Origin of the sequence: Paenarthrobacter sp. NPDC057355 (genome assembly GCF_042667405.1) — a bacterium.
Lineage (GTDB): Bacteria > Actinomycetota > Actinomycetes > Actinomycetales > Micrococcaceae > Arthrobacter.
Map to the genome: position 1 here is coordinate 1 of NZ_JBHVAL010000020.1, position 16,001 is coordinate 16,001.

Annotated in this window: 15 protein-coding genes and 2 pseudogenes; 6 read left to right on the forward strand and 11 right to left on the reverse strand. The window is 61.1% G+C overall.

Translation table 11 applies throughout. The features are described 5' to 3' along the window. Nucleotides 1–316: 316 nt before the first annotated feature. The 7 genes and pseudogenes from ACFUOZ_RS18020 to ACFUOZ_RS18050 form a co-directional block, all read right to left on the reverse strand. A complete protein-coding gene (locus ACFUOZ_RS18020; protein ID WP_377550598.1) occupies nt 317–532 on the reverse strand; it encodes a PLDc N-terminal domain-containing protein in 216 nt (71 codons plus the stop codon). Between the two features lie 47 nt (nt 533–579). After that, nucleotides 580–1,152: a hypothetical protein gene (locus ACFUOZ_RS18025; RefSeq protein ID WP_377550600.1), complete on the reverse strand. Its 573-nt coding sequence runs from the start codon at nt 1,150–1,152 to the stop codon at nt 580–582. A 58-nt stretch (nt 1,153–1,210) separates the two neighbouring features. Then, a pseudogene (locus tag ACFUOZ_RS18030) lies at nt 1,211–1,567 on the reverse strand (SRPBCC domain-containing protein); the annotation flags it as partial. A gap of 90 nt (nt 1,568–1,657) precedes the next feature. After that, on the reverse strand, nt 1,658–2,677 hold the full coding sequence (locus ACFUOZ_RS18035; protein WP_377550602.1) for an agmatine/peptidylarginine deiminase: 1,020 nt from the start codon (nt 2,675–2,677) through the stop codon (nt 1,658–1,660). Continuing rightward, on the reverse strand, nt 2,674–3,663 hold the full coding sequence (locus tag ACFUOZ_RS18040; protein WP_377550604.1) for a nitrilase-related carbon-nitrogen hydrolase: 990 nt from the start codon (nt 3,661–3,663) through the stop codon (nt 2,674–2,676). Before ACFUOZ_RS18040 ends, ACFUOZ_RS18035 begins: the two co-directional genes overlap by 4 nt. 84 nt (nt 3,664–3,747) lie before the next feature. After that, complete coding sequence (locus ACFUOZ_RS18045; RefSeq protein WP_377550606.1) at nt 3,748–4,353, reverse strand: TetR/AcrR family transcriptional regulator; 606 nt, start codon at nt 4,351–4,353, stop codon at nt 3,748–3,750. Continuing rightward, complete coding sequence (locus tag ACFUOZ_RS18050) at nt 4,346–5,860, reverse strand: purine-cytosine permease family protein (RefSeq protein ID WP_377550608.1); 1,515 nt, start codon at nt 5,858–5,860, stop codon at nt 4,346–4,348. Before ACFUOZ_RS18050 ends, ACFUOZ_RS18045 begins: the two co-directional genes overlap by 8 nt. A 360-nt stretch (nt 5,861–6,220) precedes the next feature. Here ACFUOZ_RS18050 and ACFUOZ_RS18055 point away from each other — a divergent pair, with 360 nt between their 5' ends. Then, a complete protein-coding gene (locus tag ACFUOZ_RS18055; RefSeq protein ID WP_377550610.1) occupies nt 6,221–6,949 on the forward strand; it encodes a hypothetical protein in 729 nt (242 codons plus the stop codon). An 896-nt stretch (nt 6,950–7,845) separates the two neighbouring features. Here ACFUOZ_RS18055 and ACFUOZ_RS18060 read toward each other — a convergent pair. Then, a complete protein-coding gene (locus ACFUOZ_RS18060) occupies nt 7,846–7,974 on the reverse strand; it encodes a hypothetical protein (protein WP_377550612.1) in 129 nt (42 codons plus the stop codon). A 179-nt stretch (nt 7,975–8,153) separates the two neighbouring features. After that, the gene (locus ACFUOZ_RS18065; RefSeq protein WP_377550750.1) at nt 8,154–8,654 is read right to left on the reverse strand and encodes a hypothetical protein; all 501 of its coding nucleotides are present in this window, start codon (nt 8,652–8,654) and stop codon (nt 8,154–8,156) included. Here ACFUOZ_RS18065 and ACFUOZ_RS18070 point away from each other — a divergent pair. Together ACFUOZ_RS18070 and ACFUOZ_RS18075 are read left to right on the forward strand one after the other, a co-directional pair. After that, nucleotides 8,605–8,938: pseudogene (locus ACFUOZ_RS18070) on the forward strand (EamA family transporter). The gene ACFUOZ_RS18065 and the pseudogene ACFUOZ_RS18070 overlap by 50 nt on opposite strands. A 211-nt stretch (nt 8,939–9,149) precedes the next feature. Further along, the gene (locus ACFUOZ_RS18075) at nt 9,150–10,310 is read left to right on the forward strand and encodes a serine hydrolase domain-containing protein (RefSeq protein WP_377550614.1); all 1,161 of its coding nucleotides are present in this window, start codon (nt 9,150–9,152) and stop codon (nt 10,308–10,310) included. A gap of 215 nt (nt 10,311–10,525) precedes the next feature. On the opposite strand, the gene ACFUOZ_RS18080 is transcribed toward ACFUOZ_RS18075, so the two are convergent. Continuing rightward, a complete protein-coding gene (locus tag ACFUOZ_RS18080; RefSeq protein WP_377550616.1) occupies nt 10,526–11,728 on the reverse strand; it encodes a YDG/SRA domain-containing protein in 1,203 nt (400 codons plus the stop codon). 549 nt (nt 11,729–12,277) lie between these two features. Between ACFUOZ_RS18080 and ACFUOZ_RS18085 the strand changes: the two genes are divergently transcribed. The 3 genes from ACFUOZ_RS18085 to ACFUOZ_RS18095 all read left to right on the forward strand — a co-directional run bounded on the left by ACFUOZ_RS18085 (nt 12,278) and on the right by ACFUOZ_RS18095 (nt 15,359). Further along, complete coding sequence (locus ACFUOZ_RS18085; protein WP_377550618.1) at nt 12,278–13,669, forward strand: APC family permease; 1,392 nt, start codon at nt 12,278–12,280, stop codon at nt 13,667–13,669. Nucleotides 13,670–13,737: 68 nt separating this feature from the next. Then, on the forward strand, nt 13,738–13,938 hold the full coding sequence (locus ACFUOZ_RS18090; RefSeq protein ID WP_377550620.1) for a hypothetical protein: 201 nt from the start codon (nt 13,738–13,740) through the stop codon (nt 13,936–13,938). An 800-nt stretch (nt 13,939–14,738) separates the two neighbouring features. Beyond that, nucleotides 14,739–15,359 (forward strand): dihydrofolate reductase family protein, encoded by a 621-nt coding sequence (locus tag ACFUOZ_RS18095; RefSeq protein ID WP_377550622.1) that lies wholly within the window; start codon nt 14,739–14,741, stop codon nt 15,357–15,359. A 35-nt stretch (nt 15,360–15,394) separates the two neighbouring features. Here the strand turns inward: ACFUOZ_RS18095 and ACFUOZ_RS18100 are convergent, their stop codons facing one another. Then, nucleotides 15,395–15,994, reverse strand: coding sequence for an HNH endonuclease (locus tag ACFUOZ_RS18100; RefSeq protein ID WP_377550624.1), 600 nt, complete (start codon nt 15,992–15,994; stop codon nt 15,395–15,397). Nucleotides 15,995–16,001 lie beyond the last annotated feature (7 nt).

Sequence of the window (16,001 nt, forward strand, 5' to 3'; positions counted from 1 at the left end):
TTGATCATCGGTCGGCGGTGCCGGAGCACCTTAACAGCATCCTGAAAACCGTTTATTAAGTCCAGTCGATGCACTAACAAGCTGTTGAATCTTTTATGACTGACCGGTCACACGCCGGTGTCCCGGCGAGCTGTGCGACCGCAACCAAGCATGCCCCACACCACCGACACTAGGTGGCGGTACAGCCAAACTAGGTGCTGAAAAGGCCCAATCTAGGTGCTGATCTGGCCCAAATTAGGTGGTGATCCGGTCCGTCTAGGTGCTGAAACACCCAAAAAGCCCCCAAAATGAGCGCTCACGCATCCCCACCTAGGTATTAGCGAGGCAAAGTGGACAGCCGGGGCTTCGCAAACAGCCAGGCCAGAATTCCAAAGAGCGGGACCGCGAACATCAGGAGGACCCAGAGCACCCTGGCGGTTTGAGTCAGGCGGGTTTCGCCGAGGATATCGAACAAGCCCCAAATGATCGATCCCACGACAAAGAGTGCGGCGGCTCCCGCCAGGATCGCTGGTAACAACTGCAGAGCTTCCATGCCGTTCCCCCTTGAACCTGCTGTTTCCCTGCAATGTAGCAGCCGGTCTAGGTGCCGAGCAGTGCCCGCACATATGAGCTCAGGTCTTTCGTGACCAAGAGCGTGGGAGTTGATGGGACTCGCGTGGCGAGCCACATGAACACCCGACCATGGGAACCGGCGACTAACCCCCGGACTTCAGGAAGTTCAAGACTCCACCCGACGGTTGCGACGCCGTTGATGGCTATGGACGTCGGCTGGGCGCTGGCGCTGGCGAGTGCCCGGAGCAGTTCCGTGGGATTCGTGGCAACCATTTGACCAAGACCAAATCGAACAAGTTCCTTGGCTAGAAGGTCAATAAGCTGCCCGGCACCCAGTGGATGGTTGAGAACGGGCTTGAGGGTGACCAGCCATTCTGTCGGTGGGCTGGTTTCACTTTCAATAGGCGGATGGTCGAAGCGTGCATCGACCACGAGCCCTGTCTCGACTTCCGATGGACCCGAGATGGAGAGCGGGCTCGGCGCGGTAGCAGAGAATCCGTAGGCGAACTGGCCGAATTCCTCCGCGCGGGAGCTGCGAGCTCGACGGGCATCCTCCGATACTGAATAGTCGTTTGCCGCTTGATACATAGATCCACCCATACGAGTGATTCTCCACCTACTTCGAGCTATAGGCGGGAACCCGTCACCGCGGCGATCCCTAGCCCACGCTCACCAGCACCTGCTCGATCCGCGCGAGCAGGCCCGGCCAGCCGTTCCCCATGCCCTCGATGGCCTGGCGTCCCATGGGCGAGTCCAGGTTGAAGCCGGCGTGTTCGCAGTGAAGTGTGGTCCCGGCGTCGACCGTTTCCAGCGTCCAGTTGATGGTCGTATCCAAGGTGTCTTCGGCGAAGACGAAAGTGATCGACTCACCAGGCTCGACGGCGGTGACTTCGCACTGCTGCTGGCCCCAGGCGCCCATGTCCATGGTGAACCGGTGCCCCACGACGGGCGCGATGTCCCCGGGGGCCCACCAGCGGGCGAGGAGTTCCGGCGTCGTCAGCGCGGCCCACACTGATTCTTTGGGGTGGGGGAAGGTGCCAGGTCCGCTAACGCCAGCAGCCCGCCGTCGTGCTTTTAGGCACGACGGCGGGCTGCCGCGGCTACATCAGACGGCCGGTTGATGCTGCGTGATGCAGTGGATACCGCCGCCCCGGGCGAAGATCGCGTGGGCGTCCACGGTGACAACTTTGCGTCCCGGATAGGCCTGCTCGAGGATCCTCCGGGCTTTGGCGTCGGCAGGGTCATCGAAGCTGCAGGCGATCACGCCACCGTTGACCACAAGATGGTTGATGTAGCTGTAGTCCACCCAATCGAGCTCGTCGCGAAGCGTCTCAGGGGCTGGTACTTCCACGATGTCCCACGCACGTCCCTGCGCGTCCCGGGTCCGGGCGAGCATCGCGATGATGCCCGCTGTGACCTCGAAGTCCGGGTGGGCAGGGTTGCGTTGGGAGTGGACCAGCAGGACGCCGGGCGATGGGATGGCGGCGACGATATCCACGTGCCCGCGCGTTCCCAGATCCTGCGCGTCGCGGGTCAATCCACGCGGCAACCAGATGACGTGCGTGGCGCCGATGGTTCGGGCCAGCTCGGCTTCGACGTCGGCCTTGCTCAGCTCGGGGTTCCGGAACTTGTCCAGCTGCACGGTCTCGGTGACCAACACCGTTCCGAGGCCGTCCACCTGGATCCCGCCGCCTTCGTTGACCAACGGGCTCTGGACCAACTCGGCCCCAGCCTGGCGCACTACTCGCTCGCCGACCTGGGAGTCCCTGTCCCAGCTGGCCCAGTCCTGCTGGCCCCACCCGTTGAAGACCCAGTCCACCCCACCCAGCCTGCCGTCGTCGCCGATCACGAAGGTGGGCCCGATGTCCCGCATCCACGCATCGTCAAGAGGCGCTGCCACCAGATCGATCTCCGGCGAGAGGTAGGTCCGCGCGATCTCTACATCCGGCGGGTCCACCACCATGGTGACGGGCTCGAATTCCAGCACGGCGTGAGCCACGGCGGCCCAGGCGGTCCGGGCCTCGTGGGTTTCCTCCGCAGTGTTTCCGATCGAAGAGCGCTCCGGCGGGAACGCCATCCAGACTCGTTCCTGGCGGGCCGTCTCGCTCGGCATCATCCAGCTCATGGCCGGCCCGTGGTCTGGGCGGCAGAGGTGGCGCCGTGCGGGTGGTCGAAGTCGACGTCGCGGGTGAGTTCGGCGTACGTGTCCGGACGACGCGTGGTCAGGAACGGGAACAGATCCAGCCAGTCCTTGCGCTGATCCAGATCGAGGTCGGCCACCAACACGGCTTCCTGGTCCCGCGGTGCCTGGACCAGGACGCGGCCGTAGGGGTCGGAGATGAACGAGGACCCGTAGAAGGTGATGTCGCCTTCGTCGCCGGTCCGGTTGGGGACCACCATGAACGTGCCGTTCGTAATGCCGTGCCCGGTGATGACGTGCTGCCACAGCGGCTGGTGGTCGAACTCCGGGAAGGTGGGCTCAGAGCCGATCGCGGTGGGGTAGACCAGGATTTCGGCACCGCCCAGTGAATACAGCCGCGCGACCTCCGGGAACCATTCGTCCCAGCAGGTGGGAAGTCCGACGGCGGCATGGTCCAGTTCCGCTGGACGGTACACCGGGTAGGCGTCCTCGGCCGGGCCGGCCCGGAAATAGGTGTCCTCGTAGTAGCCCGCACTGACCGGGATGTGGGTCTTGCGGGTTCGTGCGAGCAGCTCGCCCTGGGGTGAGACGAGGATGGCGGTGTTGAAGCCCAGGCCGTCGCTTGCGTCTGCTCGCTCGTAGAGGGATGCGTGGACTGTGACGCCGTGGGTGCGGGCCGCGTTGGCGGCGAACTCGAAGGTGGGGCCGGTGAGCAGGTCTTCGGCATTCCGGCCCGGGTTCTTGTCGGCCCGGACGTTTGCCGGGTATTTCGAGAGGGTGAGTTCCGGCAGGAAGACGGCGGCAGCACCGGCGTCGGCCGCTTTGCCGATCGCCTGGGTGAGCACCGAGGTGAGTTCTGCTGGGTCTTCCCGCCAGTGGTGCTGGACCAGGGCCACGCGGAGCGGCTTCCGGGTGGTTTCCTGGTTGCGGGCGAAGGATACGGGCGGTTCGGTGTTGACGATGAGGTCCATGGTGGTGCGTCCTAACGGGACCCTAGGGGTCCTTGCATGATGGTTCGATTCCGGCGGAATCGCGTCGTTTGATGTGTGGGAGGTTCATTTGCCCAGCCCCTGTGTGGCAGTTTCCTGGGGGCTCGCGGGGCGTGTTGCGGTGAGTGAGTCAATTGCGGTGGTCAGCAGCGAACGGGCGTGCTCGGTGGTGATGAATCCGTTGAGCCAGCGGCCGGAGATGCCCTCGACCAGGCTGGTGAGGATCTCCGCGGTCACTGCGGCTTCTTCCTCGCTGGTGCCTTCGTTGGCGGCGGCCAGGGCCTGTGCGATTTCCCGGTTCCACTCCGTGGTGGTCCGGGACAGCGGCTCTGCCAGTTCCTGTTCGAAGATGGTGCAGGCCCTGAGTTCGTTCCAGGCCACTGAATTCCTGCGGACGTCGGCGTCGTCCTTGATTTCGTCAAGGAGGAGGTGCCGGACGTGGCGGGAAGGATCCACGGTGTTGGGGGAGGAGGGGTCGTCCTTGCTGACCTGCTTGTTGATGTGTTCCAGCGTTGCGGCAAGCAGACCGGCCCGGTCAGTGAAGTGGTAGTACAGCAGGCCCGGTGAAACTCCGGCCTCTGCAGCGACATCGTTGACCCGCATTCCCCGCACGCCGCTCCGGGCGATGCATGTGGTGGCGGCGTTGAGGATCCTGACTAATTTTTCACTCATGGTTTGACAGTAATACGTGCTCACCTCCTGCCTGTGCGGACTCGGTGCTGAGGGCAGCTTCCGGCCAGATCCATTCGGCGAGCAGGTAGCCGGCACCGCCTATCAGCGTGGACCCGATGAAGCTGAGGTCGATGCCCCCGGCGAGCTGCGAGAGCGGCCCGGTATAAAGGGACGTGTCGGTTGCGAGCAGGCCGAACGCTGAGCCGATGGCCCACGGAATGACGGCGCGCAGGTTCCAGCCGTTGCTGAACCAGTACCGACCACGCGGGCCGTTGGCGCGGAACAGTTGGAGATCCTTGGCGTGGTACTTGCCGCGACGGACCAGCAGGAACCCCAGGACGTTGATGGCCACCCACGGCCCGGCGAACCCGTTGAGCACCAGCGTCATGGCGGTGATGGAGTCCACCGCGTTGAAGACGAACACCCCCAGGTAAAGCAGTCCGACGGCGATGACCGACGTGATGAGGGTGGTGTGGATGCGGCGCAGGCGGGGGAAAAGGGCTTCGAGGTCCAAGCCGCTGGCGTACAGGTTGAGCACACCCTGGCCGAGACCGCCCGCCAACGCGATGATGAGGATCGGCAGCAGGTACCAGGCCGGGGCCGACCTCACCAGATCGGCGACGTAGGAACCACCAAGCTCGGGGATGGCCGACGCCGTGAAAGCGCCGAAAAGCGCTGTGACAAACAGGCCAAGGAAGACGCCGAGGCAGGTGGCAGCGACAACGGAACGGTCCGAGTGGTCCTTCCGGGAGATCCGACGGCTGTAGTCGCCCAGAGTTGGCGCGTAGGACAACGGCCCTCCCACGGAAATGACGGCGGACAGGATCCATGTGGGCCAGAAGTCGCCCAGGAGAAAGTCCGCGTGCACGTTCGTGGGGCTGAAGGTCGGAGCAAAAGCGACGACGCCGATGAGCAGCAGAATGCCGACGACGGGCGCCACGAACTTCTGCATGGCCACCACTGTTCCGTGGCCGAAGAGGGCTACAAGGACGATTTCCAGGGAGATCACTGCATAGCCGATTGCCAGGGTGGTGCCGTCGATAGGTATCCCCAACAGCCGTTCGGCCGCAGCGACCAGGGCGTCACCGGAGGTCCAAACCGCGATGGCCGCGTAGGCCAGCGCGAACAAAAGAGTAAGTCCTGAACCGATCAACCGTCCGCGCGTACCGAAGTGCGCGGCGCTTGAAACGGTGTTGTTGGTGCCGGTCCGGGGTCCCAGCAGGGCCATGGGGGCGATGAGGGCTGTGCCCACAATGAGCCCGGTGAGGCTGGCCGTCGCTGCTCCGACGAAGTCCAGACCGAAGGTGATGGGAAGCCAGCCGAAAACGATGACGGAAAAAGCGAAGTTGCCGCCGAAGAACACTGTGAAGAGGTTCCGGGGACGGGAGGTGCGTTGGTCGTCGGGAATGTACTCGATGCCGGCCGACTCAATGCGGCCAAAGCGGTCTTTCTGCGCGGATGTTGCACCGGCGGAATCCGCGTCTTTGCGAATGCGCGTGCTGATCATTGCAAGCCTTTCGTGAGCTGCATCACTCGATGCGTTGGTGACAACTGTAATCCTGACTGAATTTTCAGTCAAGGTGGGATGGGTTGGTCCACGCGCTCTGAGCAAGCCGTAACTCAAAGAGGTCGCGACGGCGGTCGATCTGATGGCGAAGTGGTGTCTGAATCGTTAGCTGCCTGCTATCGGCGAATTGCTGAACGTGCTTCGTCGACCCCTAGACGACTCTAATGAGCACTCATTTTTGGGCATTTGAGCACCTAATTTGAGTCATCGACCACCTAGTTTGCGCAATTCAACACCTAGACGGCAGTTTTCGGGTGGAGGCTGTGCGAGTCAAAGCAAGATCGTTCTTGATTAGGAGCAATGATGGTCCTGAATTACATCAGTAAGATCGAAGCAGTCCCGTCCGGCCGCCGCAAGCAGGCTCTCACCTGGAGGCGCAGGATTCTAAAGTCCGCAACAGTCCTTCTGGCGACTGCCACATTTCTGGCGTCCGTACCTCTCGGCGCTCAAGCGGCTACTACAAGTCCAAAAAAATCGCATGATGACAAGACAGTCAGTACGACGACCCTCGTCGCCAATCCTGATCGGTTGGCGTCGAAGGCGCTTTTTCAGGCGATCGATAAAGCTCGGGAGGTAGACCCCATCGGCTTCGATGCGCGGGTGAAACTGATCTCGTCTTCCAAAGCCGTTTTGAAGTATGTGACCAGTTTCAAAGGTCTTGACCGAAGCATGCAAATTGATGGATTAGCGGCATCAATGCCGACTGATGCGTTGAATGGGATGGTCGATCTGATGGAGAGGAAGATCGTTGAATACAAAGTTCAACCTGCTTCAGGATCAAGCAACTGGGTAACGATGATCGTCCACAAAGAGGCTTTCCAGCCGGACCAAGCTACTTCCGGCGATCTCACGACCTTTGGCTTGGGATCCTTACCGCAGTGCCCGTCTGCTTGGGCAGCATTCTGGGCCTGGTTTGCCTTTAATGCTGCCTTCTGTGGCCCCTTCGCTGCCTATCCTCCGGCGGCATTCGGTTGCGCTCTCGGTCTTGGCTTGGCGGGAATGGTCATTGACTTTAACAGGGGTTGCTGACGGACTAACGAACATGACCAGGACTAAGCAATATTCGCTTTTCTTGTCGTTGATTCTGGGTGCTGGTGTATCAACAGTGGGTATCCTTCCCAAACCTGTCGTATTCCTCGCCGGAATTCTTCTAATAGTCCTCCTCGTTTGGGTGGCATCCTTTTACGGGATTTGGCGGTGGATTCCCTTCAAAGCAGGACATGCGGGTGTGACTGTCGTGGGCCTCGGAAGCGTGCTGGCAATAACATGTTCGTTGCTTCTGAGAGGGCAGGCTTGGTCCCTCATCGTTGTTCCACTTTTGAGTGTTGCGGTGACGGTTGGCATGTATCACTGGCTGACAACTTACGGGAGCTTTTCGCCGCATCGTAAGGAAGGCCAATGACTACCGTGCCCAGTGCAGCGCAGTTGTAACGTTCTTCGGCAACGTGAAGACCCGCAGGCCGAGGCTTGCGGGCCTTCACGTGTGTCCGCCCATAAATGCGAAAATCACTACATCGGCCGAGGCCAGACACGAATCCGAAATCGATTCCGTCGTCGTCTGGTTTTGACTCGCGCTCCAGCTTCCGGATCTCGCTGGGCGTGAAGTAGCTTTTCGCGACACCGCTTTCGGTTTCGAACGTGAGGGATCCGAAGATCGTCGGGTTCAGTGCGGTGCCTCATGAGTAGGGTGGTGTCCGGGCCGTTTTCTTCCACTGCCATCGGGTGATAGCTGTCCGCGTCCCGGCCCCAAATGGGAAGGGAGAGCGGGAAAGCCAACTGAACGGACTCAGGAAAAGAGCGTGGGATTTGCTCTATCGGGACGACCAGCTGGCCCGCGTCAGTGTCAAGAGTCAGCGTCCGCGGATCAAAGCTTTGGGTGCTTCCGTCCGACAACCGTGTGGCAGACCAGGTGAAACCTCTGGGGTTCACCGAGATGGAGTATCGTTCCACGTGCCCCCCACCTTGGCATAGGAGTGTGCGTCGTAGGAAGTGCCGGCGCCGCCGCTCATGGCCTTTCCGATGGCGATCGCCAGTTGTTCAGGGGAAGTGTCCACGCCTCATCCTTGCATGGGTGAGGCTGGCGCCTTAGGAAGGTTCGCCGTCGTTGTTTGCCAGGAGGAACTTCCGCAGGAGGTTCGCCAGCTGCTCGCGTTCGGTTTTGGAAAGGCCGTCGAGCATCTTCTGCTGGTTCTCCACGTGATACTCGACTACTTCCTCAACTAGGGCGAGTCCCTCAGGGGTGAGGCTGACCAGGAGCTGCCTGCGATTCTCGGGGGTTGGTATCGCGGTGAATCAGCCCACGGTTGACCAGGCGGTCCACGCGGTTGGTCATGGCTGCGGAACCGATCATGGCCAGGCTGGCGAGCCGTCCAGGGGTCCCGCCGACCGGCCGCTCCTGGCAGCGACCGTGCGGGCCTTGCCGGCGGGCATCGTCCTGATGCTCGCAACCCGCACCTGGCCACGGGGGAGTTGGTGGTTCAGAGCCGCTGCTCTCGGCGCACTCAATATCGGGCTGTTCTTCTTCCTCCTGTTCTTCACCGCCTACCAACTGCCTGGTGGGGTGGCGGCGTTGGTCGGGTCGATTCAGCCACTGTTCGTGCACTGTTCTCACCAAACGCTGGGGGAGGCCCGACGGCGTGGGGCTGCTTGGGTTTACGGGCCTGCAGTTGGCGATGGGCGGGGCGATGCTTCTGCCGGTGACGCTGGTGATTGAAGGACTTCCGACGTCGGTCACCTTGCCTAACGTTGCGGGCTTTGCTTACCTCAGCGTTATCGGCGCCTTGGTCGCTTACTCGGTGTGGTTCCGGGGGATTCAGAGGCTGCCGAGTGGTGGTCTCGTTCCTTGGATTCCTGAGCCCGCTGGTCGCGACGGTCCTGGGCTTCGTGTTCCTGGGGGAGGCGTTGTCCGGGTGGCAGTTGGTGGGCGCGTTGTTGGTGCTGGCCTCGGTGTATCTGGTGCAGCGGGCCGCGGCTGATGCGGGTAGGCGGCAGCTGGTGAAGGCGGAAGCGCTCAGCTGAGGCTGAGACTTGTCCAGCGGGTGGCGTGGGAGGACGATCAACGTAGCTGCATCGCTGAAAGGGCGTGCGGTTATGATTTGTGGCGGCCTTGAGCCGTATCCAGGAATCAGCGCCCATCGGCCAGTCGTAAGCCGGGGCCGGAGCTGGCTCCGAGGTCTGACATTTGGTCAAGGTTGGTGTTTCTATGAGCCGCCGGGGCTGGTTGATTCGGTTGACTGCATTTCTGGTTGCGACGGTTCTGGCGGGGTGCACATCGCCGGGCCCGTCGCCGTCGCCCTCACCCTCGTCGCCGCCGTCGTCGTTCCGTGACGCCGAGGCGATCGCCTCGCTCGAGTACGCGATGCAGGCCTTCATGGCCCAGGACGCTGTGGCCGTCCTCGCGCAGGTGCGCTGGCCGGGCGGTGAATGGTCGAAGGCTTACGGTGTCCGCGACCTTGACACCAGGGAGCCAGCCCAGCCGCAGGATCGAGTCCCGGTTTCCAGTGTTACCAAGACCATGACAGCGGTTTCTGTACTGAAACTCGTTGACGATGGATTGATCGGTCTGGATGACCCTGTCAATGGGCTGTTGAAGGGTTTCGGGGTTGGCCTCGAGCCTCCTGTCCCGATCACTTTGCGGCAATTGCTCTCCGACACTTCGGGAATGCCGTCCTACGGTGACGTGATGTTCCGGGGCCTGGATGACTTTGTGTCCGGTTCCAACCAGGGGCTGACTGCGCTTGAAGCTTTGAGGCTGGCCGGCACGTTGCCTTGGGAAGCACGAACTGTTGGGCTATTCCAGTACTCGGACTCGAACAACCTGGCGCTTGGACTGATTCTGGAGAAGTTCCGCGGCAAGAGCTACCCGCAGATACTTCGCGATGACATCATCAACCCCTTGGGGCTGACCCACACCACCATCGACGAGGAGGCGCCGGACGCGCCCGACTTGCTTCATGGCTACGTCAGCATTGAGGGCAAGCGGGTCTCGGGCGGCACCGCCCTGGAGCGACTCGGGTCACCGATGCCAAGTGTGGTCTCGACCATGTCCGACATCAACGACTTCATGGCTGCCCTGTTTGGTGGCCGGCTCATCTCCGCCGGCGCTTTGGCGGAGATGAAGAAGGCTGTCATCGGTTCCTTCGCACTGGGGGTGTTCAAGTGGTCCCCGGACTGCTCGGGAGCGCCCCGTTTCTTCGCCAAGGGCGGTTTCCTCGACTTCCGGACCATCGCACTAAGTTCCAGCGACGGGCGGTACGAAGCAACGATGACTGTTTCCCCTGCTCCTGAGCCGTCGCCGCGTCAGAACCCTGGCACGTTGTACGAGCGTGATCTGATGAGCAGCCAAATACTGTCGGCGCTGATGGAGGTGCAGGACCGGTTGTGTGGGTAGGAGGTGACGATGGGTGGTCAGCTATGACGAGGGTGCTCGGAGTCGCTGGAGCTAGGCGCCCGCTGGGGACGCCCCGCTTCTGGATGGGGCGGTTGTTAGAAATATCTTCGGCAGGGAACGGGCAAGCAGAATGCCGGATAATTGCGATTGGTCCGCACGAACCGCGGCGGAAAACACCCTTCAGCCGTGCGGTAACCGCGATATGCCCGCCAGAACTAGACTCCGCGATCCGCCTCCCGACGTACCGTGGCGGCATGTGCAGACTTTGCCGCCGAAAACTGCTCTTGATAAGCAAGGTGTTCGTAGTTTAACTTGTGTGACTCCGCCACCTTGAGCTTTCCTGTCGCAATCCCAAGATTCATGACCGTGCCGTCTGGCCGAACCGTCAGAGCATGTCCGTCAAAGAGAGCGTGACAGTTGGGACAGAGGCAAAGGATGTTTTCCAAGGTGTCGGGCCCGTTATGGGGGATCCCTAGGGGGCGGATGTGTGCCCCCTGGGAATATGGTCCCGCAGCTGTGACAAGCCTTGTGCTGCAGATCTGGCAGGTGTTGTCGTATAAGCGTTTCACCGACTCAGCTACGCCGTAGTCGCGGATGATTTGATTTACGTGCATGCTGCGGCGAGCCGGCGCCACGTCTTCTCCTCGGACGAGTGACATGGCAACCTCGGAGGGGATGAGACTTTCGCCAGCAACTGCCCGGAGTTGGTAGATGAGTACTTTCCATCCCTCTCGCGTACCCCAGCCCCAGCTGGTGACGGTGAACAGCCCCAGGTATATGTACTCGTGGCTGGACTTTCTGCGTGTGAGCACAGACTCTTTGACCAGGACCCGTACAGGCCTGCCAAGTTTGTAATTCTCGACCAGGCCAAGGTTGCCCATTTCCAGCTTCTGATCCGCTATGTGCCGGCCCGTGCTGGCATCGCGACCACCAAAGCCGGTGTAAGTAATCAGGTCGCCCTGAACCGCGTCATCTGAGTATCCGTCGGAAAGGCAGATGGATTGTGTTCCGCTTGCCTGGCCAGCGATGCCTGCCTGCGTCGTCCTGTGAACGCCGGCTTCGTATGCTTCGCGCCGGTCCCTGAACGCTGTCCCAGGGGGACAATCCGGGATGTCGCCATACACCCGCGCCGGCGTGTCTCCGGTCTTTGCGACGAGCTCGATCCCGAACTGTCTCAATGCTCTGCGAGTCTGTTCTCCACCCGAGAATAGGCGGACAGACAAAGGTCCTCGCTCGGGATGCTGGATCCCGTACGCAACGGCCAAGAGCGGTTTGGAGTCGATCAGGGTGCCGTCGGCTTCAGCGAAGTAGCGCACCGACGGTTGTTGACCATGCTTTGCTAGGAAAGCCTCCCGCCCAAGTGCCCTGAACTCATCGATTGCTTTCGAAATTGCTGATGGATCGGTCAGCTCCGTCAATGCCCCCACAATAAGCCCCAATGTTTTGTCCCTTTTGTTGCCGGCTACGGCCTGAGAACACGAAGCGGCGGATCGTCTGAGTACTGGCGCAGGCGCCGACGATCTAATGTCCAAAATATACGAAGATCCGCGTCACGAAACGACTCTTCCTGACACTTATGTTGGGGATCTATGTCTCGGGATTCGGAAGAGCACAGTGACAAGGGCGGTTGGGGTGGGGCTTTGACTCAAGTGTTTGGAGGACGCCAGGATTTGGCGTCAACGATTTGCGTCGCCGTCACTCGGTTTTCGGCATGACGCCGCTCGGGGTAGACCTCGTTCAACGGGCCGTTACATAGCCCGTCACATATTGACTGTGACCCGCCTCACCGTCACAATAAATGAACGCTGTTCATTTCCTCTTCATGTGGCCTGCGACCTCCACCCAGAACTCGCCAGCCGCCCCCAAGCACTTCAGGATCTCGGCCACCCCGCAGATCCGGTCGCTGCTACGAAGTTCTGCAACGTCGCAGCTTCAAGCACACGTCAGCATCACGACCGAGGATCCCCATGACCCCGACATTCAATACAGACACACCAGCAGGCGAGAAGCCTGTGGGGCCGACATCCGACCAGCCAACCGCCCAAGGCTGGCGCCGCGTCCTTGGCGTTCCATCGCTGGTCCTGCTGGGCTTGGTTTATATGGTGCCGCTGACGATCTTCAGCACCTACGGCATCGTCGTCGAGCTGACCGGCGGCCGCCTTTCCGCCGCCTACGCCGTGACCTTGGTAGTCATGCTGTTCACCGCCCGCTCTTATGGCCGGATGTCACAAGCATTCCCGTTCGGGGGATCCGCGTACACATACGCAACCCGATCCTTCGGAGCCGGACTAGGGTTCATGGCCGGCTGGTCGCTCCTCCTCGACTATCTGTTGCTCCCGATGATCAACTACCTCCTCATCGGTATCTACATGGAAGCTGCCTTCCCCGCGATCCCTGCCTGGGTATTCATGATCGTCTCAATCGCGGCGGTGACGGTGCTGAACATTCTCGGCATCACGGCGATCGCCAAGGCAAACGTCGTTGTCGTCGGACTGCAGGGGCTGTTCATAGTTCTGTTCGTCGCCCTGGGACTCTCGTCCATCACCGGCGCGGGCACCGTCGACTTGTTGGCGCCCTTCACCGGCGTCGACGGCGCCGATGGCCTCTCGCCGATCTTCGCCGGCTCCGCCATCCTCTGCCTCTCCTACCTGGGGTTCGACGCTGTCTCGACATTTGCCGAAGAGACGAAGGACCCGAAGCGAAACCTTCCCCGTGCCATCATGATCACCACGGTCCTCGCTGGCGTGATTTTCCTTGGGCTCGCGTACATCAGCCACCTCGTTCTCCCGGTCAGCACCTTTAACGACGTCGACGCTGCCGCGATTGAAGTGATTGGCGCAGCGGGTGGAAATCTGTTGGTCGCTTTCTTCACCGCCGCATACATCGCCGGCAGCCTCGGGTCGGCTCTTACGTCCCAGGCATCGGTGTCGCGCATCATTCATTCGATGGGTCGCAGCGGGGTCTTCCCGGCAGCTTTGGGTCGCTTGCACGAACGATTCCGCACTCCCGTACTGCCGATCCTTCTGACCTCGGCCGTTTCTCTCCTGGCCTTCGTTTTGGACCTTCTGACTATCTCGTCGCTGATCAGCTTCGGTGCGCTCGTTGCGTTCTCGGTGGTGAACCTGGCGGTCATCAAGCACTACTTCTTCGACCAGAAGGCCCGCGGAGCCAGGGGAGTACTGCACAACCTGGTCCTTCCCGCTATTGGGTTCGCGCTGACGGTTTGGTTGTGGACGAGTCTGAGCGGATTGTCGATCGGCTTCGGTCTGGCTTGGGCTGCGGTCGGCCTAGTGTGGCTCGCCTACCTGACTCGTGGGTTCCGCAGGCCGGCACCCCAGCTGGACTTGAAGGAAGCCTAGAAAGTCGTTGCTTTCCCCGGATGACGTTAGGCTTCTTGGACGACGTCGTAGGGGGAACGATCTTGAAAATGACTACTACGCGCAAGATCCGCGTATTGAACATTGCCGCCTCAGTCCTGCTGGTAGCCATATTGACTCTGCAATTCACCAGAATGATTGACGGGTTCTGGAGTATGGCACTCCTCGTGCTGATCGGGGCCCCGACGACGGTGGCTTGGGTGATTCTTGAGCGGCGCCAGGGCGCGGAGAAGATGAGGGGCGGCGTGTAGGCTGCCAATCGCCCAACGTCCGGAGCTACGAGGAATGCTTGTGGCCGATGTGGATGGCCCTGCCCGAAAAGTGCGTCCAAAATGAGTCGGGATCCACGTGCAAACCCCGACCCTCATTCGGATGTTGGCTGGATGGCCGATGCACAATGACGTCACCGGATTCTGAGAAGCCGGCAACCACGGCGAGGTGGCCAGCGGAGCCCTCGGTTTCAAAGGAAGAACCAATCGAGATAATCAGGATGCCAGGAGCCGTAACGGCAGCCCAGAGATCGTCAGGCCGTGGAATCCTCAGAAGCTGGGCACTGAAACCGCGGTTTCGGGCATGACGAGCCAAGCCCAGATGACTCCACCCGCTTGCCTCTGAGTAAGCGCCAATTCGGAGGAGCTCCTCCGTGAGGGCAGCGGGCAACAATCTGTCGCTCGGGGCGAGGTAGCCATACGCCATGCGCAAACACGCCACACCGCATGAACGCGTGTCCCAGAATCGGGCTACTTCCGGCGACGGGTATCCAAGAGCCTTCCAGTCGTTGCTTGCCCAGGAGCTGTAGAACGGAACAAGCGATTTCAAGCGTTCCTCCCATCTCTCTCGTCTGTCCGCTATTCCTGGGCTTACTTTTGCGCCCGGACCCAGCTATCCCCTCCATGTCTTAGGTGGCCACGACCGTAGGTTCGTGACGCGCCAACTGTTGTGCCGCCGTCGTTCTTCTCCCAGTTGCCCATTGATTGGGCGCGCCTCCTGTGGAACCCTCGACTTGATCCTGTCGCCGGGGTGACGACGGGCAGCGCGGAAGGAACCCGACATGGGACTGATCCACATTGACCTGTTCACCACGCTCGACGGCGTCGCGCAGGCGCCCGGCGGCCCGGAGGAAGACCCCACCGATGACTTCGTCTTTGGTGGTTGGCAGGCGCCCCTGATTGACGAGGTTGTCGGCGAACAGATCGATTCCGGCATGGCGGGGATGGACGCGCTGCTCCTTGGGCGGCGGACCTATGACATCTTCGCCGCGTACTGGCCGCACCAGGGTGGCGAAATCGCCGAGCTGTTCAACCGGCTTCCGAAGTATGTGGCCTCGCGCCAATCGCCACAGCTTGAGTGGGAGGGCTCCACGTTGCTCGGCGCCGACACGGTAGCCGAACTGCGGGAACTCCGTGACAAGCACCAGAACATCCACGTCATCGGCAGCCTCGACTTCGTCCAAACCCTTTTCGCTGAGCGCCTGTTCGATCAGCTCAACCTGTGGGTCTATCCGATCCTCCTGGGCCACGGGAAGAAAGTGTTCGCCGATGGGGTGGTGCCAACGAACCTACGGCTGATCGAACCCGTGGTGGCCTCACCCAAGGGCGCAGTGATGCAACGCTACGCACTGGTTGAGGGGACTCCGGCTGTAGGGAACATGGCGGAGATTGATCAAGCGTAAAGTCTGCCAAACGGGCAGCCTGACATGGTTTGTGGTTACGCCGATCGAAGCCTGCGTCGTTCGCCCACAGGAACCGCAGTATTAGTCGCTACATAGGTTGCACGCCGTCGTTCGAGGCGCGTCAACATCCCAGGGCTTGGGATGCGGGCGCTCTTACGCCGATTGCAGTGGCTACAAGCGGCAACGAAGTTTCGGAGCGAGGTTGCTCCACCTTTGGACCAGGGATAGAAGTGATCTCCGTGTTCGGCAGTTCGCGTGCAGCGCCTGCGGTAACCCGATTCCAGTTCGCATAGGCCGCCAGCTCGAAGCATTCCTTCGCGACGCTGATACCGCGTGAACCTTCGTTGCGGATCTCGACGGCGAACATCGCTTGTCCGAAAGAGGGTAGCTACAAGCAGCAACAACGCAATGAAGACGGCAAGTGGCCAAATGGCGATCCAGAGCCCGCCAAATATCCCCTGTACGACGGTTCCGACGGACCCCGTACCGAAGTCGCGAATGTCCCGCGGCGTTGACAAGGATGAATACGCGGCAAGTAACAGCCAGACGCCGGAGACAGCGACAAGCAGGCGAAGAACTTGGCGCGTCCAATAGATGCGCCGCAATTCCGATCGAAAAGACTGGCTTTCTGCCATGACGAGA

Excerpts from the sequence above, each read along its gene's own strand:
- ACFUOZ_RS18020 (WP_377550598.1), bottom strand. The coding sequence starts at position 532 with ATGGAAGCTCTGCAGTTGTTACCAGCGATCCTGGCGGGAGCCGCCGCA.
- ACFUOZ_RS18025 (WP_377550600.1), bottom strand. The coding sequence starts at position 1,152 with ATGGGTGGATCTATGTATCAAGCGGCAAACGACTATTCAGTATCGGAG.
- ACFUOZ_RS18035 (WP_377550602.1), bottom strand. The coding sequence starts at position 2,677 with ATGAGCTGGATGATGCCGAGCGAGACGGCCCGCCAGGAACGAGTCTGG.
- ACFUOZ_RS18040 (WP_377550604.1), bottom strand. The coding sequence starts at position 3,663 with ATGGACCTCATCGTCAACACCGAACCGCCCGTATCCTTCGCCCGCAAC.
- ACFUOZ_RS18045 (WP_377550606.1), bottom strand. The coding sequence starts at position 4,353 with ATGAGTGAAAAATTAGTCAGGATCCTCAACGCCGCCACCACATGCATC.
- ACFUOZ_RS18050 (WP_377550608.1), bottom strand. The coding sequence starts at position 5,860 with ATGATCAGCACGCGCATTCGCAAAGACGCGGATTCCGCCGGTGCAACA.
- ACFUOZ_RS18055 (WP_377550610.1), top strand. The coding sequence starts at position 6,221 with ATGATGGTCCTGAATTACATCAGTAAGATCGAAGCAGTCCCGTCCGGC.
- ACFUOZ_RS18085 (WP_377550618.1), top strand. The coding sequence starts at position 12,278 with ATGACCCCGACATTCAATACAGACACACCAGCAGGCGAGAAGCCTGTG.
- ACFUOZ_RS18090 (WP_377550620.1), top strand. The coding sequence starts at position 13,738 with ATGACTACTACGCGCAAGATCCGCGTATTGAACATTGCCGCCTCAGTC.
- ACFUOZ_RS18095 (WP_377550622.1), top strand. The coding sequence starts at position 14,739 with ATGGGACTGATCCACATTGACCTGTTCACCACGCTCGACGGCGTCGCG.
- ACFUOZ_RS18100 (WP_377550624.1), bottom strand. The coding sequence starts at position 15,994 with ATGGCAGAAAGCCAGTCTTTTCGATCGGAATTGCGGCGCATCTATTGG.